Origin of the sequence: Chthonomonas sp. (assembly GCF_035294505.1) — a bacterium.
Taxonomy (GTDB): domain Bacteria; phylum Armatimonadota; class Chthonomonadetes; order Chthonomonadales; family Chthonomonadaceae; genus Chthonomonas.
Genome location: NZ_DATGKU010000078.1, coordinates 1 through 19,696 on the forward strand (window position 1 = coordinate 1; position 19,696 = coordinate 19,696).

The following is a 19,696-nucleotide window of genomic DNA, read 5'->3' on the forward strand; positions in this document are numbered from 1 at the left end:
ATGGCTTCCGGGCCAAGCTCGTTGCGTATCTGCGTGAGACACTCCTTTAGGGAGTTGGCTTCATACTCTCTAATGAGCATCGAATGGGATCGCCTCCGTGGGAGGATTCAGGCCAGAGATGGCTTTCCCCTCTATTATCGGCGTCCTGAAGGGCAAACTATAGGGCACATCGGTTGAATGCGGGTACTATAGTTCAAATTTTCAAAGAAAGGGAGGAAAAAGCCCTTGAATTTCGAACTGCTAAAAACGCTATGCGAAACACCGGGAATTCCAAGTCGTGAGGAGCCGATACGGCAAGTGGTTGCCGAATCGCTCAGGCCTCTGGTAGACACTCTCGATGTGGATGCCATGGGCAATCTCATCGGTCATAGACTCGGTGAGGATGGAGGGCCGCGCGTGATGATCGCGGCACATATGGATGAGATAGGCTTTATGGTGAAGCATATTGATAACCGTGGCTTCCTGAAACTACTGCCGGTAGGCGGTTGGGACCCTCGTAATTTAGTGTCGCAACGTGTCTTTGTGCACAGTCGTTCAGGGCAGCGGTTGCCGGGGGTACTGATGCCGGGCACCAAGCCGCCCCACCTGCAGACACCGGAGGAGAGCAACAAAGCCTTGAAAATAGAGGATATGTTCGTGGATTTAGGTCTCCCCGGTGAGAAGGTGAAGGAGTTGGTGGAGATCGGCGATATGGTGACGATGGACCGCACCTGCACGCAAATGGGCGACATGGTCGTGAGCAAAACCTTAGATGATCGTCTCATGGTTTTTGTGATGATCGAAGCTCTTCGTAAACTGGAAAGGCGCGTGCCTGCCCATATCTTCGCGGTAGCCACCACGCAAGAGGAGGTGGGTCTGCGAGGCGCCACCACGGCGGCCTTCGCCCTAGAGCCGGATATTGGGATCGCTTTGGACGTTACGCTGGCCGTTGATTTTCCAGGCGCTCCCGAATCGGAGCAGGTGACCCGTTTGGGCGAGGGGGTCGCCATCAAGATCGTTGACTCCTCCCTGATCTGTCATCCAAAGCTCGTGCGCCATTTTCGGGATGTGGCCGAAAAACGGCAAATTAAGTATCAGCTGGAGATGCTACCGAGAGGAGGAACGGATGCCGGTGGCATACAACGCAGCCGAGGTGGAGTGCCTTCCTTTACGCTTTCGGTGCCGGTGCGCTATGTTCACACGGTGAACGAGATGGCGCATGTGGAGGACATTCAGGGTGCTATCGATCTGCTGGCCGCTTACCTGGAGGAAGCGCATACGCGCCACTACGACTATCGTGATGAGTTAAACCGTTAGTTGTCTCTCTCCGAAGCTTCCGAGCTAAGCGATGCGTAGTAAAAGGTAAGGTGGAAGAAGTCCGGTGGAAACGCCCGTTCAAAAGGTGCGGTTTGGCACTCGTGGCAGCCTCTTGGCACGAACACAAACGCGGTGGGTGGCGGATAGGTTACAACAGCTTCATCCTCAGATTGAGGTAGAGTTGGTTGTTATTGAAACCACCGGCGATAAGCAGCGTGACCGACCGTTTACGCAAGTGGGCACCAAAGGGATGTTTGTGAAGGAGATAGAGGAGGCGCTGCTGCAGGGTGCGATAGATGTGGGCGTGCACAGCGCAAAAGACCTACCGTCCGAACTACCGGACGGTCTTTCTCTTATCTGCGTTCCGCCTCGGGAGGCCGCCAACGATGTGTTGATCGCGCGGGAGGCCTGCCGTTTAGAGGCTTTGCCGAAGAACTCCGTTATCGGCACAAGCAGCGCACGACGGCGGGCACAACTGGCTTACATGCGGCCTGATCTTCGGTTCGTGGAGCTGCGCGGCAACCTCGATACGCGCTTGCGTAAATTGAAAGAGGGGCAGTGCGATGCTCTGATTTTGGCCTACGCCGGCCTCCATCGGCTGGGAGCGGAATGGGAGGGCTTGATCACGCAGATTCTCCCTAAAGAGGTCTGCCTGCCGGCCCCTGGACAGGGGGCTTTAGCCGTAGAAGCGAGGACAGATAGAGCAGACCTTATGGCTCTCTTTGCCTCGTTGCACTGCACCGACTCGGCCTGCAGCTTAGAGGCGGAACGGAGCTTCCAGGCGGCTTTGGGCGGCGGCTGCACGGTTCCGATGGGCGCCTCGGCCTATCTTGATGGGGATCGGGTAGTGCTCGACGCGGTTGTGATAAGCCCGGATGGAAGGCAGCGGCTCTTTGATACGCATGCCGGGCGTCGCTCTCAGGCCAGGGAGGTGGGAACGACGTTAGCTCGTCGGATGCTCGAACACGGGGCGAAGGCTCTGATGGAGGGACACGACTGATTTTTTCAAAGAGAGGGCGAAGGTGCTCTTGAAAGGCGCCCGATTCGAAGAATGATCGGGGCCGTGGAATGAGGTTTAGGAGAGAGGACGATGAAGGTTCTTGACACGGATTATCTGGTGATCGGCAGCGGTCTGGCCGGGCTAACCTACGCTTTGCGGTTGGCGCCCTACGGACACGTTACCCTATTGACCAAGAAATCGCGCACCGACGCCAACAGCAGCTGGGCGCAAGGGGGTATCGCGGGCGCCTTAGGTGAGGACGATTCTTTGGAGCTTCATCAGCACGATACGTTGGTGGCCGGGGCCGGCCTTTGCCATCCCGATGCGGTTGAGATTTTGGTGTGCGAGGGGCCGGAGCGCATTCGTGACCTTATTGCCTTAGGAGCTCACTTCAATACGGAGATAGGCCCGGATGGCGAGGAGATATTGGCGTTGGGTCGAGAGGGCGGCCACTCTCGGAATCGCATTGTACATACGGCCGACTACACGGGGTGGGAGTGTGAACGGACGTTGCTGGAGGCCGTGCGCAAGCAGCCCTCGGTGGAGATACTCGAACACTACTTTGCCTGTGAGTTGCTGGTACGCCGCCTTAGAGAACGCCGAGTTTGTGTTGGCGTATTGGCTCTGGATGAAGGGACTGGGAATTATGTTGCTTTCCGCGCTCGGGCCACTCTTTTGGCGACCGGTGGATGCGGACGAGTTTACGAACACACCACCAACCCGGAGGTCGCAACGGGCGATGGGGTGGCGATGGCATGGCGCGTTGGGGCGCCGATAGCCAACATGGAGTTCATCCAGTTTCATCCTACCACGCTGTATCACCCTAAGGCACGCGCCTTTCTCATTACCGAAGCGTTGCGTGGAGAGGGAGGAAGGCTTTGCCATAAGGATGGAGAGACGTTTATGGAGCGCTACCACCCCCTGAAAGAGTTGGCACCGCGCGATGTGGTGGCGAGGGCTATTGTCAGCGAGATGCAGCGTCGTGAAGTAGACTGTGTCTATCTCGATGCCACGCATATTCCGGAGGAGAAGCTCAAGAGTCACTTCCCAACCATCTATGCGCGCTGTTTGGAGGTGGGCATTGACATCACCCGCGATCTCATTCCCATAGCGCCGGCTCAACACTACCAGTGCGGTGGGGTTGTCACCGATCTGCACGGTGCCACGCCCATTAAGCGTCTCTATGCTGCCGGCGAGGTGGCCTGTACGGGCGTGCATGGGGCGAATCGGTTGGCCTCTAACTCGCTATTGGAGGCGATGGTTTTTGGGCATCGGGCGGCAACCCATAGCCTTCAATTTGCCTCTGAACCGCTGACGGAGGAGGAGAAGAACGAGGCTTTCGCGGAGATAGAGGGGCGGCTAGGGGGGCCGATGGCGGCGTCGGAGGGGCAAGAAGTCGTTCGACGCATAAGGAAGATCATGCAACGCAATGTGGGCATCGTGCGCACGACTGCCGGGCTGCTGCAGGCACGGGAGCAGATAGAGGCGATCTTAAATCGGCTTAAGGTGGGACTAGGTTCCGACATGGCATTGTGGGAGGCCCGCAACATTGCCCAGGTCGCTTGGTTAATTGTGGAATCGGCCTTGCAGCGGCATGAGAGCCGCGGTCTGCACTACGTTTTGGACTATCCGGAGCCTGTGGAGAACGAACGCCACGACACGGTGTTGGTGAACAACACAAACTAAAAGGTTCATCCACTTTGGAGTTTGAGCCGCAGCTGCGTATTAGATAGCAAAAAGCTATGTTAACAAGTTCTCGTCTGCTTCTGCAAAAAAGTTGTTGACAAGACTAGCTTGCCGTGTTATAATAGGTATAGTTCTAGATAGTTCCGATAGACTGCCTACTACGGAAAGTGGTAGAAAAGATGAAACTGGCGTTTTGGGTCGCAAAAAGCTCTCTAGAACAGGCGCGTACTAACTCCATTCGCCTGAGAGAGGCTTTTGTGTCGCCCAAATTGTCCGTTTTTGTTACCCCCCCCCCCCCATTTATAGCAACTATTTCGTCACATCCTACATCTAACCCTTGCCAGGGCTTCCTTCCTTACTCTATGTGCTCAGGGCTATTTGTGCCTGAGGGCACGAGAAGCGTTCACCTTTTTCGTTTTCATCTACTCCCGCTACTGCATTCGGCACATCACTTCATTTTCCACCGTTCCAAAGAGAGGGGCAGTGGAGATACCATTCTCAAATACATTACGAAAGGAGCTTAAATCATGTCTGATCGCAAACCGAAGTCGCACAATGATGAGCCGAATGCCCCCTCACGAGAAACTCGAGCAAGCCAAGCATGCGTCCCTATAAACAGGCGCGAACTTTTCTGCAGGTTTCTCGTCACGGTTACCGCCATCGTGGGGTTTGAAAGCTTGGCAATGGCCAAATCGGTAACCACCCTAGATAATGTGCCACTTCACAATGATGAGCGTTGGCACAGTGATAAGCCGCATCAGGATAATTCGCCACATACTGATCACACTAACCACACGGATCAAAATCCACATACAGACGTTGGGAGTGGAGCTCTTCATGTGGACACGAATCATGTGGATATACCCACCCCCATTGGCCATTCTGATTCGCATAGTGATCATACCGATGGTCACACGGATAATCATAACCACACCGATATAGGGCATACCGACAGCTATCCACATACGGATAGTAATCCTACACCGTATAGTAATCCCACACCGTCACGGTCTCAATAAGCTTGGCAGCAGAGTAAGATGGGGGGATACGAGCGGGAGAGGGTGTGCCTCTTTTCCCTCGTATCTCCTCTCTAAAAAACATTCAGGAGCATTTGAAACCCATTGATTAGAACCACGTCTATAATTTAGCTTCGTTCAGAGGGATAAAGCGACATGGCTTCTGGAAAGGTTATCAATGTTCATAAAGAACCTAAGTCGTTTCCGTTAGCCCTAAAAGACATTATTTTAGCAGTAATGCTGGGTCTTGCATTCTATATACTACCTGTAGTCACAAAAAGAGAAAATATAGGCCCCTTGCACCTACAGCTAGAAAATATCCTCTATGCGTACCTTGCCTACAGGGCCTATAAGAACTATGAGAAGGCTGGAGGGCGCCTAGATTTTCAAAACAACACAAGCTTCAGCCTGCTGCTTGCTATTATCCTTGCCTTCTATAGCTATTGGCTCTACTTTCACTGGATGTCCGACAAGCTCTTCCTCCCCGGCGCGGCGATCTATCTCTATTTGTTGGCACGCTACACTTTCTCTATTCGTAAACCGCATCTTCTGCCCTTTAGCCTGGCTGCAAGCTTCTTGATGCCGGTCGTTTCGACGCTCTTGTTCCTAAGAACCTTTTTCCCTCAGGTTTCCTACGAGTTTGCTGGAATACTTTACTTACTGGGGATGGTAGGGGTAGGCATTGGAGCGACGGCGGCTCTTTTAAAGGCCGTTGAGGCGAAGGTCGTAGAAGAAAAGCCCCGTTTGGTCTATCTGCCGGCAGCGGGGGTGGGTTTGGCCACGTTTTTGGGAGTGAGTTTGTTTGGAGCGGTGTGGAACTACCACGATGCGCCTATCCCGGTCTTTTACGACTATGTTTATTGGGGCATCTTGGCCTTTTTGGGTATGGTTTTAGCCGTTGTATTGCGTGGACGCATCTTGATAAAAGGGCTTTGTGTTGTGCTGGGGACGTTACTGATTTTTGTGGGATATATTCACTTAAACCTTCCGAAGATGGGCATAGAATATTATATTCAGACTTGGCTTAAGATGCTGTTGCCGGCGCTTCTTTTGTTGGCGTGGGCCGTATGGAGGGAATTGAAGCACATAGAGTGGAATGACCTTTAGGCGCAGCAAGGAGCAAAGTAGGAAATGGGAGTGGAATTACGTCCGTTAGGGGTAGCATGCAATATTATGTGCACCTACTGCTACCAAAATCCGCAGCGAGATGCGGGGGATATAGGTGCCTCCTACGACATGGCAAAGATGTTGGAGGCGTTAGAGCGGCTAAACAGTCCGTTTACCCTGTTTGGCGGGGAGCCGCTGCTGGTGCCTATAGAGGACTTAGAGGCGCTCTTTGCCTGGGGCTATCAAAAGTTCGGGCACAACACCATTCAGACCAACGGGACGCTCATTACCGAAAAGCACATTGCGTTGTTTAAAAAGTATCGCGTCTCTGTGGGAATCTCGATTGATGGCGATGAGGAGCTGAACGATGTTCGGTGGAACGGCACCCTCCCGCGCACGCGCGCGGCGACGCGCAAAACGATGGAAGCCATTGAACGGCTTTGTGCGGAGGGGCTGACGCCAGGCCTCATCATCACCCTGCATAGGTTCAATGCCAGCCGCCGACGTTTGCCCCGCCTTTTAGACTGGCTGAAACGTCTGGATGCGTTAGGCATTAAAAGCAGCCGGCTTCATCTGCTTGAAGTGGAGAACGAACTGCAGAAACGACTCTTGCAGCTCTCCACGGAGGAGTATGTTGAGGCACTTATCACCCTTTATCGGTTTGAGAAGGAGCTTCACTCCTTACGCTTCGATATCTTTACCGAGATGCGCAATCTGCTGCTGGCCCTCGATCAGAAAACGACCTGCATTTGGAACGGTTGCGACCCGCTGACCACAAAGGCGGTTCAAGGGGTTGAAGGGGATGGAGCTACGAGCAACTGCGGTAGAACCAACAAAGACGGTATAGACTTCCTAAAGGCGGAAGAGGAGGGGTTTGAACGCTACATTGCGCTCTACTTCACGCCCTACGAGTACAATGGCTGTAGAGGCTGTCGCTTTTTCTTGATGTGCAAGGGGCAATGCCCGGGCACGGCCATCGGGCACGATTGGCGCAATCGCTCCGAACAGTGCCCGGTGTGGATGCGCCTGTTTGAGGAGATCGAAAGCGATATGTTGGCGGAAGGGCTTGCCCCGCTCTCTTTACACCCATTGAGGGAGGTGCTGGAGAAAGCCCTGTTGAACGCTTGGATGCAGGGAACCAACAAAAACCTGTTTTCCTTGCTGTTTTCACGGGAACTGTCGAAGCCGGAGCGCCAGATAGTGCATGATTTCCTCCAAGCCAACGGAATTACCCACCGCTGGTGTGGCGAAACTTTGGAGCATATTGACCACGTTGGAACGCTTTAGGAGGGCCGCAGGGTGAGCAGATCGTCAAAGTTGAGTGGGCGATTACAGCCCTATCTTGAGGCTCGCGGCAGCTTTGTCCTACCTCCTTTTGTCCGCTATCACTGGGTGAGCCTATCGGCGCGCGATTTGTGGGAGCCGCGTTTCTTGAAAATAAGGGCGGCGCTCAAGCAGATGGAGATCGAATCGGTTCATCGCGGCCTGAAGGCTGTATCGGTCTTAACGGTTTTGCAGGCAGAACTGCCCTGTCTGTCCAGGATGTGTGTGGAGAGGCGGTTGGGGCTTCTCATAGACTACGAGGCGCCTATGGGAGAGGTGCGTGTTGTCATCGGTTCGCCGACGAGTTTAGAGGCTTATCAAAGCGCGCTTCAAAGCGACGACGCCACGCGGCTGGCGGGTTTGCTTGGAACGCCTGCATGTTGTCTGCGGTTTGCAGGGGAGGTGTATACCTCGATGGGGCTTTCCGATCTCACCGTACCGCTGTTTCTGAGGGGTGGCGCTCTGGATGAGCAACAACGCTGTACGGTACCGCAAAGTTGTTACGAGGTTGAGTTAAACCCGCTATGGCGATGTGTGGGGCTGTACACAACCCCTATGTACCCGTGCCGTCTGAAATGTAAACGGGCAAAACACCGCGCCGTTCGCTTTTTGCAGCTAGGACGTGAGCTGGGCTATGAGCGCGAAATGGAGTGGCTTGTTGCCATTCTCTCTTGGCCTCTGCTTTGGACGGCTCTGCACGGCATTGCGGAGATGAAAAGTCCGGTCATCAAAATTATCCACGCAACCGATGTCAGTCATCGTAAGGTCGAACTCGCGCTGGAAGGCTCGCTGTTTCCAGAGCAAGGAGCCGCGGGGCTTCAGTTTCCTTTTTATCTGTCGAAGCAAACCATCTCACACTCTCGTGCCTACCAGAAGGGAGTAGAGCACCTGGAGGAGGCACGAAATTCCATGGTATGAAGGAGAAGAGGACGATGTCCTACGCGCATCAAAAACGGGTTGCTTTCACCCTAATCGAGCTGCTTATTGTTATCGCCATCATCGCGCTGTTGGCGGCCCTGCTGTTTCCCGTGTTCAGCCGCGCGCGTGGAAAGGCGCGTCAATCGGCCTGCCTCTCCAACCTGCATCAGATAGGGTTGGCCGTCTCTATGTACTTGCAGGACTACGATGGCTACTTTCCGTATGCCATCAGCCCGATGGAGGTCTATCACAATTTCTGGCCTACATGTTCGCCCACTTTCGGTGCCCAGGTGCCCTATTTACCGCAGTTTCACGTGGTGCTTCAGCCCTACACGAAATCGCACCTGGTGTTCGACTGCCCTTCAGATACGGGATACGACATTCACGGGTTTGACGGTTGCATTTCGCCGAACTGCCCTTTACTAGACAGGCCGGCGGAGGCGCATCCTTCGAGTTTCATTCAGTGGGGCACGAGCTACTACTACCGAACGGAGTTGGCAGAAGGGCACTATAGCCTTGGCTCACTGACGGCGCCATCGGCGATATTGGTCGCTGCAGATGGGGCAGGAACATGGCATGGCCAAATGCCGGTGCAAGACAACTGGTACGACTGTCTGTTTGCAGATAATCATGTGAAAGTCATCAATGCGGTTAAGGTAAGAAGCTACCAGGCCAGTCTGGTCTGTAATTAGAAGGAGGGGTTCAATGAATTATTCAGAAGATATAAATCGGTGCCCATTCGGCCCGTTGCGTCACAACGGAGATGCTATGACGTGGTTCTTTATCAAAAAGCAGAGGAAGCCGATGCCTCAACCGATTTCGACCGTTTCGCAACAAAGGACACAACAGCAAACTCCCATCTTTCTGGAGATCATCTACGCTGTTCTATTTGCCGTCTTGACCGAGATAGGCCTGCAGTTTGATGAAGGATTAGACATTACCGGCCATCACCCGGTGCCCTTGCTCTCCATTGCAGCGGCCATCGCTGTTTATCTTCTCTTTAATCGCTCTGTGCAGGAGGGAACCGATGCGGTAAGCCTATCCCAAACCGGCCTCTTTCGCATAAGCCTGCTCTTGCTGGCCTTTTCGCTCTATAGCTGGGTGGGTAAAGACCCGGGTTTTGCCGCCGTTCTCTTCTTGATCATGCCGGTGGTCTATGCGCTTAGCGGGCCGTTCGCGCGCTCAAAGTCCGGAGGCAGCCTGCTCCCGCTCGGACTAAGCACTATGATGGTGGTGGAGTTTCTCCTATTCGAGATTCAAAATCCGCTGCCCATTCTCCATAAGACCTTTGATAATCTCCCATACTATTTTCTCATCGTGTTGATGATGCTGTTTGCCTATATCGCGGCAATAGGATGGGCGAAAGCATGGGAGGGGAAAAAGGGGGTGGAACTGCAGTTGCCTGGCCTGCTGCAACCGTTTGCCCTGAATGTTCTTTGTGGCCTCGTGGCCGGTTTAACCTACGTGTTATCGGGGCAAAAGCTGGATTCCATCACCCTCCAAAACGCCTTGTGCATCGGCCTATGGGTGTTCGCTATAGCGCTGGGGGTCGGACAACTCTCTGTAAAAACAAACTGGTTGTGGTGGGCTGGGCCGCTTCTCTCCGTTCTCTTTGTCCTTTTCATCGGCCGCCCTCAATATCAGCAGTTGGCTCAACCCTGGTACGCATTCGGAGTCCTGTTTTGGGGCGCCTCGCTATTGGGTGCTCTCGTTTTGCTGGCACAGCAAAACGAGGACAAACGTCTTAATGACAGGAGATGACTGAAGAGATGAGACGATGTGAAAGAACCGATCGGGGCTTTACGTTAATAGAGTTGCTCGTAGTCATAGCCATTATCGCGCTATTGGCGGCTCTGCTGTTTCCCGTGTTCAGCCGTGCGCGTGAAAAGGCGCGTCAATCGGCCTGCCTCTCCAACCTGCATCAGATAGGGTTGGCCGTCTCGATGTACCTGCAGGATTACGACGGCTACTTTCCGTATGCCATCAGCCCGATGGAGGTCTATCACAATTTCTGGGCGGAATTCTCTCCTTCCTTCGCCGCCCAGGTGCCCTATTTACCGCAGTTTCACGTGGTGCTTCAGCCCTACACGAAATCGCACCAGGTGTTCGACTGCCCTTCAGATGCGGGATACGACAAATACAGCTTGTCCGCATGTTCCCCCTCCGACTATTGCCTGTTAGACAGGCCGGCGGAGGCACATCCATCGAGTTTCATCCAGTGGGGCACGAGCTACTACTACCAAACGCAGTTGGCGGAGGGGAACTATTCGATTAACAGTCTCGACAGAAGCCCTGCTGAGGCCCTGGTTGCCGCAGATGGGGCGGGGATATGGCATGGACAGATGCCCGCCAAGGACAACTGGTACGACTGTCTGTTTGCAGATAACCATGTGAAGCCGGTGAACGCCACCAAGGTGAGAGCGTACCAAGTCTCTTATATCCACAAACCGTAGGTTTTTCCACGAGGAATGATAGCTCTAGAAATCTAAAGGAGATAACGATATGAGTTTTATATCGGATGATGAACAGAAAGATGAAAAGGCTTTGGGGGCTGGGGTATCGAACGAAGCCTCTGAGGACAGACGGGAGCCGGCTACATCAAGCCGCCGCACCTTTTGCAAGCTGCTGATCGCGTTGAGCGCTGTGACCGGATATGAGCTACTGAGCGCAGGCTCACAGCCGTTAGAGGCAGCGCCTCCATCCAAAACACATCATACCGATGGTCACAGCGGTGGAAAGGGGAAGAAGACTCCATCGAAGCAACATCTGCGGCACACCGACCTGCATTCCGATACAAGGAAACAGAAGGCTCACGGGCCTCATAAAGATACGCCTCACCAAGATCAACATCATAACGATAAGCCGAGTGTACATAGCGACACACCCGCCAAAACGGGCGAAGGGGGTTACGTTCCGCATCAAGATAGCTACCCAATCCCGCATACCGACGTCGAGCATAAGGATATAAACCACGTAGATAGTGGCTTCACCGATAACCACACGGATACTACCTACTATCTACCTCATCAATCGTCTGAGGCTCATTCTGAGAAGCAGCCACATAATCGAAAGCGGTCGCAGTGATCCTCTGCCACAGATAAGGCTTAAGTCAGCTCGTCTGCGCGACTTGCAGATGGGCTGCTTTTTATTTGTTCGACTGCTCCCAAGCTTTTAAAAGCGCCCAGGCGGCCATGCTGCGGGCGTAGTAGCTGCCGCATTCCGGCTCGTTGAAGGGGTTGCGTTTTTTGCCGTCATGCCGATTACGTACGGCCTCCACAACGCGTACGGCTTCATCGCGCATTCCGTAGTCCAGAAGCAGGACGGCAAACTGATATTCGAAGCCCGTCATGCACTCTCCAAAATAGGGGAAGGGGCGTTCCGGCCGATGGCCGAGAGGGTAGGAGCAGATAACCGTTCCGGCCTCCTCCGGCGTGGCGAAAGTGCGCATGTTGTTGTAGTGATCGCGCAAACTCTCATGGTGATTGTACCGAAAAATGGAAGCGAGCGTTTGGCGAATGTGGAAACGATCCAGCAGATCGCCCAGCCCACAGCGGTTTGCGCGGTATTGACCCACAAGCTGGTCAATAAGGCAGCCTTCACCGAGTTGAAACTGCGGGTGGGGGTTATGATACTCGCCGGTGACGGCGGTCATGGGGGCTGGCTGCGCAGGAGGGGTTGCGATCTTTTGTTGATAGTATTGGCCGTTGTAGAGGTTGTTATCTACCCAATAGGCGCCCTTCTTGCGCAGTTCGCGGCAGGTGTTGGCAAAATCGGTATCGCCGACGATCTCGGCCATGCGCGCTGTGGCCTCTAAGGCGGCAAGATACCAGCCGGTGCAGAGCGGGTTCGGACCGAAAAACTCGACGTCATAGGTGTTGTGTTGGGCGCCTTCCATTACGCCATCTTTATCCGCATCCCAGCCTCCGGGGAGCCACGCAAACGCCAGCATGCGTTTTACGGTGGGGTAGACCTTTCGCAGCCAGGCTTCGCCGTCGTGCTCCTTATCGTTGAGATATTGCGAGTAGACGCGAACGATAAGCCCCATCTGTCCATCGGCAGCGGCGCCATACCAGGTCGGGTTAATGAGGGGCAGGGAGAGACGAAATCGCTCTCCTCCATCCTGCACAACACCGTAGTTAAGATGCGATTCGAGCATGCTGCGATGGAGATCGGGGAAGAGGCTAAGAGTTGCTACCTCGTAGTTCCAAACATGCGTGCAGCTGCCGATGCAGCAGCCACTTTGGCCGGCGCAACCCTCCCAACCGAGGAAGGTGCCGTCGGCAAGCCGGAAGCAGGTATGGGTGCGCAGGGGGGTGAGGTTGAAAAGGGCTGCTTCACGCAGCGCATGAGGGGCAGGATGCTCCACAACGCTCTTCACGAACGCGATGGTTTTCTCGCGTAAATCCGTCAGGCGCGGAATCACGCGACGCGCCACATCCAGCGCATCCTGAAATTGGGTGGCGTACCAGTTGGTTTGGATGGGGTCTTGGCCCGCTTCAGGTGACCACCAGCCCTCCTCTTGAAGGTTGCGCAGCGGAAAGTGCCAGGTAATGAGGAGATGCACGGTGCGACTTTCGTTAGAAGCGAGAGGTGGCAGCACCATAGTGAGGGAGCTGTGCCAGGTGTCGTTAGGCGACGGCGGGCAGGGCGCGTTCGGATCGGCATCGGGTAGCCGGCCGGTTTGAAGCAGCGAGTCGATAATTCCCAATGCCTCGCCGTTCCATGGGCTACCCTGGAAGGGCCAACGGCGTGCAATGTGCACCTCCTGTACGTCGGTGAGGAAAGCCATGGTGCCGTTTTGGGCAGTGCGTAACTCGCGAGCTTTATAGAACTTCATCCCGCGCCAGCCGGCGGCCTCGGCCGTTTCCGTAACATTGTCTTTTAGGTCGGATACGATGCCGTCGGTGCCGATGATGTTGGTCATCAGGAGGGTGAGCGTAGTATGAACGGGCAGGGGAGTGATATTGGTAAGCCTGATGGTGAGAAGGCCGAAGGGGAGGCTGGAGCTGGGGGTGTCGTGGGGAATAAGCGGGTTAAAGGCCTCGATGACTGCGCGCACCGGCACATCGCTCTTATCTTCCAAGATCACGCGGCCGAAAGGATAGGCGGCTTCAAAACGAGCGCGAGGAAAGCGAGCAACGCCCATAAGCGTGCCGGGTGCGCCGAAATCGGCACCGAGATCGGCGTCGCTTTGCGCCTCCAGTACCCGCAGTTTGATCTCCTCTTTCTGCCCAATGTTGCGCTGAGTGCAAAGCAATAGGTGGGCATAGGGTGGGCGCCAACCGCGGTTGGGGCGGCTCATAAGCTGCCATTCGGTCAGCTGTCCGCGGCCACCGAGGGCGAAGAAGCCGGTGCCGATGCCGCCGACAGGCAGGGCAATAGCTTGTGTGTGTTCGTGATCATAACGAGAGAGAACCGGCCAAGCGTTGTTGTCCATTGTCAGTCTCCTGGAGGTTGGTAGAGTAGAATGGCGCCGCTGTGGGGCGGAAGAACGATTTTGCGTACGAGGCGGTTGTTGAGCCTACGCATCGGCGAGCCGAAGTTGAGGGTTACGGTGCGCGTGTCAGAGGGGTTCACATAGACGGCTCCGTTTTGGAACGTTCGGCGCCACACCATGCCACCGGTAGTAGGCACCTTGTGACGCTCTTGCAGTGGAAGCCCGAGGGGCACGTTGAAGTAGTTTGAATAGTGTTCCACTTCGTGGCGCATAATGCGCAGGCTAAAGCCGGCGTCGTTGCGTTGGCCTGGGTAGAGCGGCATCGGCTGAAAAGCGATGCGGCCCTGCCGATGCTCGATCAGCAGAAAGCTGGCCAAAGCGTACTCCAGCTCGGCAGGGTTATGGTAGGCCCCGGCAGCAATGAAGAAGAGGGTGTTCAGAGAGTAGCGTTCGGCGGCCTCCTGCTGGCGTTCCCATTCCGATTCTGAGAGCGGTTTGCCCGTCCAATAGGGTTCAACCCAATCTTCTACCCAAGCCCCATCAATATAGGGGAAGTAGTCGTCCCAGAGGCGATTTTTTAGGGCCGGTGCGTCGGCTTGGAGAGGGGGTGGAAGAGTGGGGTGACCGGCCGGCCTATCGAAGCCAAGGGCCTCCGGCACCATAAAGAACCTCCCTTTGGCACGAGCTGCCTGAAGCCAACGGAGGGTGGCTTCGGCGCGGGCGGCAAAATTTGGATATTTGCCGGGTGTTTCGGGTAGGAACGTGTTGTTGATGGGCAGTTCGGCCGCCACCACGCCATCGGCCCCATACTGGCTAACGAGCTGAAGCACCCGATCCCTCCACACGTGCGCCCAGGCGATGCTGCCGAAATCCATCCAGTGACCGCCTGGCGTAGGGTAGGGAATCTCTTTCCCTTTCGCGTCGGTAAGCACGTGCGCCTCCATCGTCGGCGTCCATCCGCCTACATTGCCTTCAGCGTTGGGGTTTTCCGATAGGCAGGAGGCGTAGACGTAGAGAAGGGGGCTAAAAAGCGGGTGTTCTTTTCTAATGGCAGGATAGGTATTCGGCTCTAAGCAGTTAGGGCTGATGGCCACAACGTCGCAGTTGTCCCCGATCCATTTGGCGTTATCCGGCGAAAGCTTTGTGCCGTTTTGTGCGGACGCCTCCAGGGAGTCTCGTGCTGTACCGAGACCCATGGTGAAAACACCTCCAAGTCGCACAGGGCAGGCGGAACGCACCGGGGTAAGGGGCTGAAAGCCGTTTTGAGCCTGCGCCGTGTTTTGAGAGAAGGGCGCCTCATAGGTCAGCCCCAACAGCAAGAGACCACCGAAAAGGCAGGCGCAGAATGTTCTTCTGGTGCTCTGAGCCTGCATAGAAGCATACTGTCTCAACATTTCTCTCCTCAATTCGGCAACCCGATGAGGAACTCCTGCCGGTAATGAAACCGCATTCCGATGGGGGCAGGGCACGCGAATCGCCGCTGTTTTGGCGGAACTTGAGGGAAGAGAAAATTTTTCCGAAAACTACTAGACAAAAAAAGACTTTATATTGTATCCTTCTCCTGTCGCTCTGAGGCGACATATATCCCTTTAAAAGGAATACACACATGCCGACGATCCAAGAACTGTTTGCCAAACTAGTTCAGCAAGGGGCCGATCTCCTCATCCGCCATGTCGAGGCCACCCCATCGGACAAACAAACCTGGAGCCCTCTGGATAAAGGCCGCACCATCCTCGATCAGGTTCAAGAGTGCGCGTACTTGAACGGCTTTGCCGCCAAAACGCTTACGGAAAGACGCCAGCCCGAATGGAGTCAGGTGCAGTTCGACCGATTTCGTGCGGAGTTTGACACCATGGAGAAAGCCCTAGCGCGCTTACGGGCCGAGACCGAGTCACTTGCCCATGCCATTCTGGCTTTCCCCTCAGAACACCTCGACGATCCGGTACAACTGCCGTGGGGAGAGAATGGCACCTTGACCAACTGGATCACCATTCCCTACTGGAACATGTGCTACCATCTCGGTCAGGTGTGCTACATTCAGACCCTCTATGGGGATCAGGGGTACTATTACGGCTTCTAGAGTCGTAAGCTCCCCCAAAATGGAGTAACGGGTAGGACACCTCATCCTACCCGTTCTTTTGCGCAAGCGATAGCTTTGCAGCAGACTATTCGAGCTTGACCTCGCATTTGGGAACAAAGTGACCGTCACTTCGCCTTTGATATGGAGGTAGAGCCTATTTGCCTTCGGTAATGTCGCTTCGGCTGAAGCCGATGCGCTGCCACGCTCGTTTCGTGGAGGGCAGTGCGGCAATACGTCGCCACTCAAAACCGGTGCGTGCATCTTCAATACCTAAAAGTGCCATGCCCAAGTCAATACCGATGACATCTTTATCAAACCAGTCTCTGTCCAGATTGAAGGCGTTGCTAAAACCGTAGCGCCCCCAAAGTCGCTCATGAAACTGCGAGTACATGGCGTGAGCGATGGCGCAGGCCTGGTCTGGCTCAAAAAGAACGGCGGCGATGGCCCCGGTCGGCGAGACCGTCCCGTCTTCCGGCTTAGGCACGCCGTAAGCATTGTAGCCGTCCGGGCCGTCGGAGGCGTTTAACCCCCACATGCCGGCGGCATAGGTTTTGCGCTCCGTCCTATGGTCAAAGCAAAACAACCGATTGATCTTCACGCCATTAGCGGCGTTTCTCCAATAGTCCCACCCATCGCGGTCGCGCCAACCGCGAAAATCGAAAAATTCATAGGGCATTTCGTGTAGGAAGATAGGCCCTCCTACGAAGGAGGTGAGGCCATGATAGGTATATCGTGGGCGTTTCCACGCCCACCAGCAGGCGGCCGGTAGCGGGTTCTTCGGGGCGCCGATTCCCAGGAGGTAGAGCATGATGCCCTCGGAGTAGCTATCCCAGTTGGCGTTCAAAAAACCGCTTTCTGGCTTCCAGCCCATGGAGAGCACCTGTTTTTGTGGATCCTGCCCTCCATTGGTCAGCATCCAATGCCAGTCGAGCCGGGCGTATAAGGTATTGGCAAGGTGCTGCACTTCCGTTCCCGGCCACTGCGCCCCGGCCGACAGGGCGCCAAGCAGCAGCAGTGCCGTATCTATGGAGGAAAGCTCACAGTTCCAGACCCGATTGCCTGTGTGCACATCCACGAAATGGTAGTACCAGCCGTGCACATTGGGCATGCGATTCACTACAAAGCGCAGCGTCGCCAAGGCGCGTTGATAGCCCTGCTGAGGTGTTATCCAGCGGTGTTGCACTGCGATGGGCAGAGCGGCGAGTGCATAGCCTGTGCTGGCGATACTGGCAACGGTATAGGTATCTGTAGGGCCTATGTTGGCGGCGCGATCCTTCACCAAACCGGTGTTCGGATCGGCCTGTTCCCAGAAAAAGAGAAAAGCCCGGTGCTCTACCTGCGTCAGGAGCGGATCGGAAAGTGAGAGGCTAATGCTCCATTGCTTCGTCGCTCTGTTGGGTTGATCGGCGGGGAGCGATTGCGCTTGCAACAGCAGGTTTGTGACGAAGAAGATGGCGACAAGATATCCTTTTGGAACTCTCAAAACGTTTTGCCCTCCTTATTTTTTCGTAGTGAAGGCTCCCTCGTTTCCCATAAACGAGGGAGCCTTCCTGAATCGCCGGTTTCCTTTTACTGCAGTTGACCGCTGCTTTCCGTCTGCTGCAAGGTGGTGCAGAAGGTATTGAGCCAACTTAAGTCCATCCCACCGAAGTTCATGTTGGTTGGGTTGTAGGCCCACATGTTGGTGCCGTCGGGATTAGATTGTTGGCAGGTAGCATCCCATGTGGTGAACTTGGCATGGCCGTCCATAAAGGTAAGGTTTACCGCCCGGTCGCTGCCACGGTGTTTAGCACCCCAGTTCGAGCCGCTCGGCCCCCAGGCATTCGGCCCCACATTGGGTATTACCGCCATCCACGGGCCATAGTCTGGATAGACATCCTTGTTCTCGCCCACAATGAGCGTATTGGCCGGATAGTCGAAAGCGACCGAGCTGTACTGGTTGCCTGCCCACCAATCGCCGGAGCCTATAGGCGCGGAGGATTTGAAGAAGGCTCGATAGTAGAAGTAGCCCCTATAGGTTTTTGGCAGGTTGGGGTTGTAGGGTGGAGTGGTGGGACCGGCCGATTCGTCATACACTTGAGAGGCCGGGTTGGAGGGACAACGGAATATCTGATAGTTTTTGATGTAGGGGTTGATGAGGTGTTTCCAGTTTCCCTCGATGTAGGTGGAGTCGACGTCACGCACGAGCGGTAAAAACTCGTCGTAGTCCTGCGAGTACATGGTTATCCCCAGCCCGATCTGTCGCATATTCGAGAGGCAGCTTGTGAGTCGGGCCGCTTCGCGCGCCTGGGCAAAGACGGGGAAGAGGATCGCCGCCAGAATGGCGATAATGGCGATAACCACGAGAAGTTCGATCAGCGTAAACCCATATCGCCCGAGCCTACGCTGCCTAGCTGTAGAAACGACTTTCATTGGTTTCATCTCCTTAGAGTTTGATTTAAGTTACGCGTAGAAGAAGTTTTTGCTTTAAGGTTGCCCTGTGCGGGCCGGTTGCGGCGGAATAGAGGGCAAAACCGGTTTGCCCAATCCGGCTTGTTGTGGTGTTAGCGCCTTGCCTGCCGCAGGGCTGTGAAACATGCGAAGCGCCAAAAACCCGATAACCACAACAAGCACGATCACGACGGCGGCAACAATGCCGGGATGTATCTCTTTTTGCATCTCTCACTCCCTCAGGACATCAGGTAGGCCCCGCACGACCTGCGAACATCGAGCGTAGGGGCTACCCGGATTTGAAACTGTTTTACACGCACTCCACGCAAGCGCGCATGCAGCAGCTCAACCGCCTTATGCGCCATATCGTAGACGGGTTGGCGCACGCTGGAGAGAGGCGGTTCCACGTGGTCGCACATGCCGGTGGAGTCGAAGCCCACAATGGCAACGTCTTGAGGTATCCGTAGTCCCAACGAACGCAGAATCTGCATGAGACGTACGGCCACATCGTCGCTCCAGGCGAACACTGCCGTTGGGCGCTCTTGGGGAGAGAGCTGAAAGAGGGCGGCAATCGGCGAGAAGTCGGCTGTTGGCGAAGTCGCCTCTTGAATCCACTCCTCTTTTATGGCGATACCGGCTCGTTCCATGGCGCAACGGTAGCCTTCGATGCGCTCTTGAGCGGCACCGGAATGGGGCGATCCAGATACGTGGAGAATCCTGCGATGCCCTAAACGTAGCAGATGCTCGACGGCTAAAACAGCGCCCGTTGTGTTGTCACAATCCACATACCAGATGTGCGGCTTGGTGGTGTGCGTAAACATGAGGACGGCAGGGAAGTTGTGCGCATAGAGAATCTCCGCAAGCGGGTCGTCTACATCCCGCAGCAAAAGTGCCCCATCCACACGACCGTCCATGAGACGAGCGGCCTCGGAGGAGACGGTATCTTGCTCTTCCCACTGCCAATCCGGTGTGGTTTTGCGCGTATGTAGCATGAGGTCGTACTCCAGAGTGATGGCAGCGTCTGTAACCCCGTGCAGCAGCTCATTGGTGAACCCTGACCACCCTGCGAAGAGGAGGGGATATTGCATCACCACGGCGATGGTGTAGGTTCGTTGGTGGGCCAGTCCGCGCGCCAAGGCGTTGGGGTGATAGCCTAACGAGCGTGCCACCTCGAAGATGCGTTTTTGAGTCTCCTTAGGAATGCGCACCGCATCTCCACGGCCGTTGAGCACATAGGAGACGGTAGATTTAGAAAGGCCTACCTTCTCCGCTATTTCTTGCATTGTGATTCTTCGTGCCATTGCTTTTTAAGCGTCCCTCCGAAGTCGCTTAACCGGTTGAGCTAACTGCATTATAACATACCGGCGTTCCTGTTGTCAACTTTTTCGGCATCATTTTGCAAA

At 55.0% G+C, this 19,696-nt stretch carries 18 protein-coding genes; 11 read left to right on the plus strand and 7 right to left on the minus strand.

The window, feature by feature from the left end; genetic code table 11:
* The first annotated feature begins 225 nt into the window (after nucleotides 1-225).
* The 3 genes from VKV18_RS04110 (at nucleotide 226) to nadB (ending at nucleotide 3,982) form a co-directional block, all read left to right on the plus strand.
* A complete protein-coding gene (locus tag VKV18_RS04110) occupies nucleotides 226-1,296 on the plus strand; it encodes a M42 family metallopeptidase (protein WP_324202957.1) in 1,071 nt (356 codons plus the stop codon).
* A gap of 64 nt (nucleotides 1,297-1,360) precedes the next feature.
* Nucleotides 1,361-2,296, plus strand: coding sequence for a hydroxymethylbilane synthase (hemC, locus tag VKV18_RS04115; protein WP_324202958.1), 936 nt, complete (start codon nucleotides 1,361-1,363; stop codon nucleotides 2,294-2,296).
* A 90-nt stretch (nucleotides 2,297-2,386) separates the two neighbouring features.
* Complete coding sequence (gene nadB, locus VKV18_RS04120; RefSeq protein WP_324202959.1) at nucleotides 2,387-3,982, plus strand: L-aspartate oxidase; 1,596 nt, start codon at nucleotides 2,387-2,389, stop codon at nucleotides 3,980-3,982.
* A gap of 704 nt (nucleotides 3,983-4,686) precedes the next feature.
* On the opposite strand, the gene VKV18_RS04125 is transcribed toward nadB, so the two are convergent.
* The gene (locus VKV18_RS04125; RefSeq protein ID WP_324202960.1) at nucleotides 4,687-4,947 is read right to left on the minus strand and encodes a hypothetical protein; all 261 of its coding nucleotides are present in this window, start codon (nucleotides 4,945-4,947) and stop codon (nucleotides 4,687-4,689) included.
* A gap of 348 nt (nucleotides 4,948-5,295) precedes the next feature.
* On the opposite strand from VKV18_RS04125, the gene VKV18_RS04130 reads away from it, so the two are divergent.
* The 7 genes from VKV18_RS04130 to VKV18_RS04160 are packed head-to-tail and all read left to right on the plus strand — an operon-like array spanning nucleotide 5,296 to nucleotide 11,430.
* Nucleotides 5,296-6,105, plus strand: a complete 810-nt coding sequence (locus tag VKV18_RS04130; protein ID WP_324202961.1) for a hypothetical protein — start codon at nucleotides 5,296-5,298, stop codon at nucleotides 6,103-6,105.
* Nucleotides 6,106-6,129: 24 nt separating this feature from the next.
* The gene (locus VKV18_RS04135; protein ID WP_324202962.1) at nucleotides 6,130-7,392 is read left to right on the plus strand and encodes a radical SAM protein; all 1,263 of its coding nucleotides are present in this window, start codon (nucleotides 6,130-6,132) and stop codon (nucleotides 7,390-7,392) included.
* A 12-nt stretch (nucleotides 7,393-7,404) separates the two neighbouring features.
* Nucleotides 7,405-8,346, plus strand: coding sequence for a hypothetical protein (locus VKV18_RS04140; protein ID WP_324202963.1), 942 nt, complete (start codon nucleotides 7,405-7,407; stop codon nucleotides 8,344-8,346).
* A gap of 14 nt (nucleotides 8,347-8,360) precedes the next feature.
* Nucleotides 8,361-9,038: a DUF1559 domain-containing protein gene (locus VKV18_RS04145; RefSeq protein WP_324202964.1), complete on the plus strand. Its 678-nt coding sequence runs from the start codon at nucleotides 8,361-8,363 to the stop codon at nucleotides 9,036-9,038.
* A 13-nt stretch (nucleotides 9,039-9,051) separates the two neighbouring features.
* The gene (locus tag VKV18_RS04150) at nucleotides 9,052-10,107 is read left to right on the plus strand and encodes a hypothetical protein (RefSeq protein WP_324202965.1); all 1,056 of its coding nucleotides are present in this window, start codon (nucleotides 9,052-9,054) and stop codon (nucleotides 10,105-10,107) included.
* 8 nt (nucleotides 10,108-10,115) lie between these two features.
* Nucleotides 10,116-10,799, plus strand: coding sequence for a DUF1559 domain-containing protein (locus VKV18_RS04155; RefSeq protein ID WP_324202966.1), 684 nt, complete (start codon nucleotides 10,116-10,118; stop codon nucleotides 10,797-10,799).
* A 49-nt stretch (nucleotides 10,800-10,848) separates the two neighbouring features.
* Nucleotides 10,849-11,430, plus strand: coding sequence for a hypothetical protein (locus tag VKV18_RS04160; RefSeq protein WP_324202967.1), 582 nt, complete (start codon nucleotides 10,849-10,851; stop codon nucleotides 11,428-11,430).
* A gap of 61 nt (nucleotides 11,431-11,491) precedes the next feature.
* Here VKV18_RS04160 and VKV18_RS04165 read toward each other — a convergent pair whose 3' ends face one another.
* The gene (locus tag VKV18_RS04165) at nucleotides 11,492-13,783 is read right to left on the minus strand and encodes a GH116 family glycosyl-hydrolase (protein ID WP_324202968.1); all 2,292 of its coding nucleotides are present in this window, start codon (nucleotides 13,781-13,783) and stop codon (nucleotides 11,492-11,494) included.
* Nucleotides 13,784-13,785: 2 nt separating this feature from the next.
* On the minus strand, nucleotides 13,786-15,177 hold the full coding sequence (locus VKV18_RS04170) for a putative glycoside hydrolase (protein WP_324202969.1): 1,392 nt from the start codon (nucleotides 15,175-15,177) through the stop codon (nucleotides 13,786-13,788).
* Between the two features lie 212 nt (nucleotides 15,178-15,389).
* On the opposite strand from VKV18_RS04170, the gene VKV18_RS04175 reads away from it, so the two are divergent.
* Nucleotides 15,390-15,863, plus strand: coding sequence for a hypothetical protein (locus tag VKV18_RS04175; protein WP_324202970.1), 474 nt, complete (start codon nucleotides 15,390-15,392; stop codon nucleotides 15,861-15,863).
* A gap of 154 nt (nucleotides 15,864-16,017) precedes the next feature.
* Here VKV18_RS04175 and VKV18_RS04180 read toward each other — a convergent pair whose 3' ends face one another.
* From VKV18_RS04180 to VKV18_RS04195, 4 genes are all read right to left on the minus strand, one after another.
* On the minus strand, nucleotides 16,018-17,346 hold the full coding sequence (locus VKV18_RS04180; protein WP_324202971.1) for a glucoamylase family protein: 1,329 nt from the start codon (nucleotides 17,344-17,346) through the stop codon (nucleotides 16,018-16,020).
* An 86-nt stretch (nucleotides 17,347-17,432) separates the two neighbouring features.
* Complete coding sequence (locus VKV18_RS04185) at nucleotides 17,433-18,275, minus strand: DUF1559 domain-containing protein (RefSeq protein ID WP_324199898.1); 843 nt, start codon at nucleotides 18,273-18,275, stop codon at nucleotides 17,433-17,435.
* A 54-nt stretch (nucleotides 18,276-18,329) separates the two neighbouring features.
* Nucleotides 18,330-18,521 carry a hypothetical protein gene (locus VKV18_RS04190; RefSeq protein ID WP_324202972.1) on the minus strand — a complete coding sequence of 64 codons (192 nt, stop codon included), beginning with the start codon at nucleotides 18,519-18,521 and terminating at the stop codon, nucleotides 18,330-18,332.
* Nucleotides 18,522-18,532: 11 nt separating this feature from the next.
* Nucleotides 18,533-19,594, minus strand: a complete 1,062-nt coding sequence (locus tag VKV18_RS04195; RefSeq protein ID WP_324202973.1) for a LacI family DNA-binding transcriptional regulator — start codon at nucleotides 19,592-19,594, stop codon at nucleotides 18,533-18,535.
* Nucleotides 19,595-19,696 lie beyond the last annotated feature (102 nt).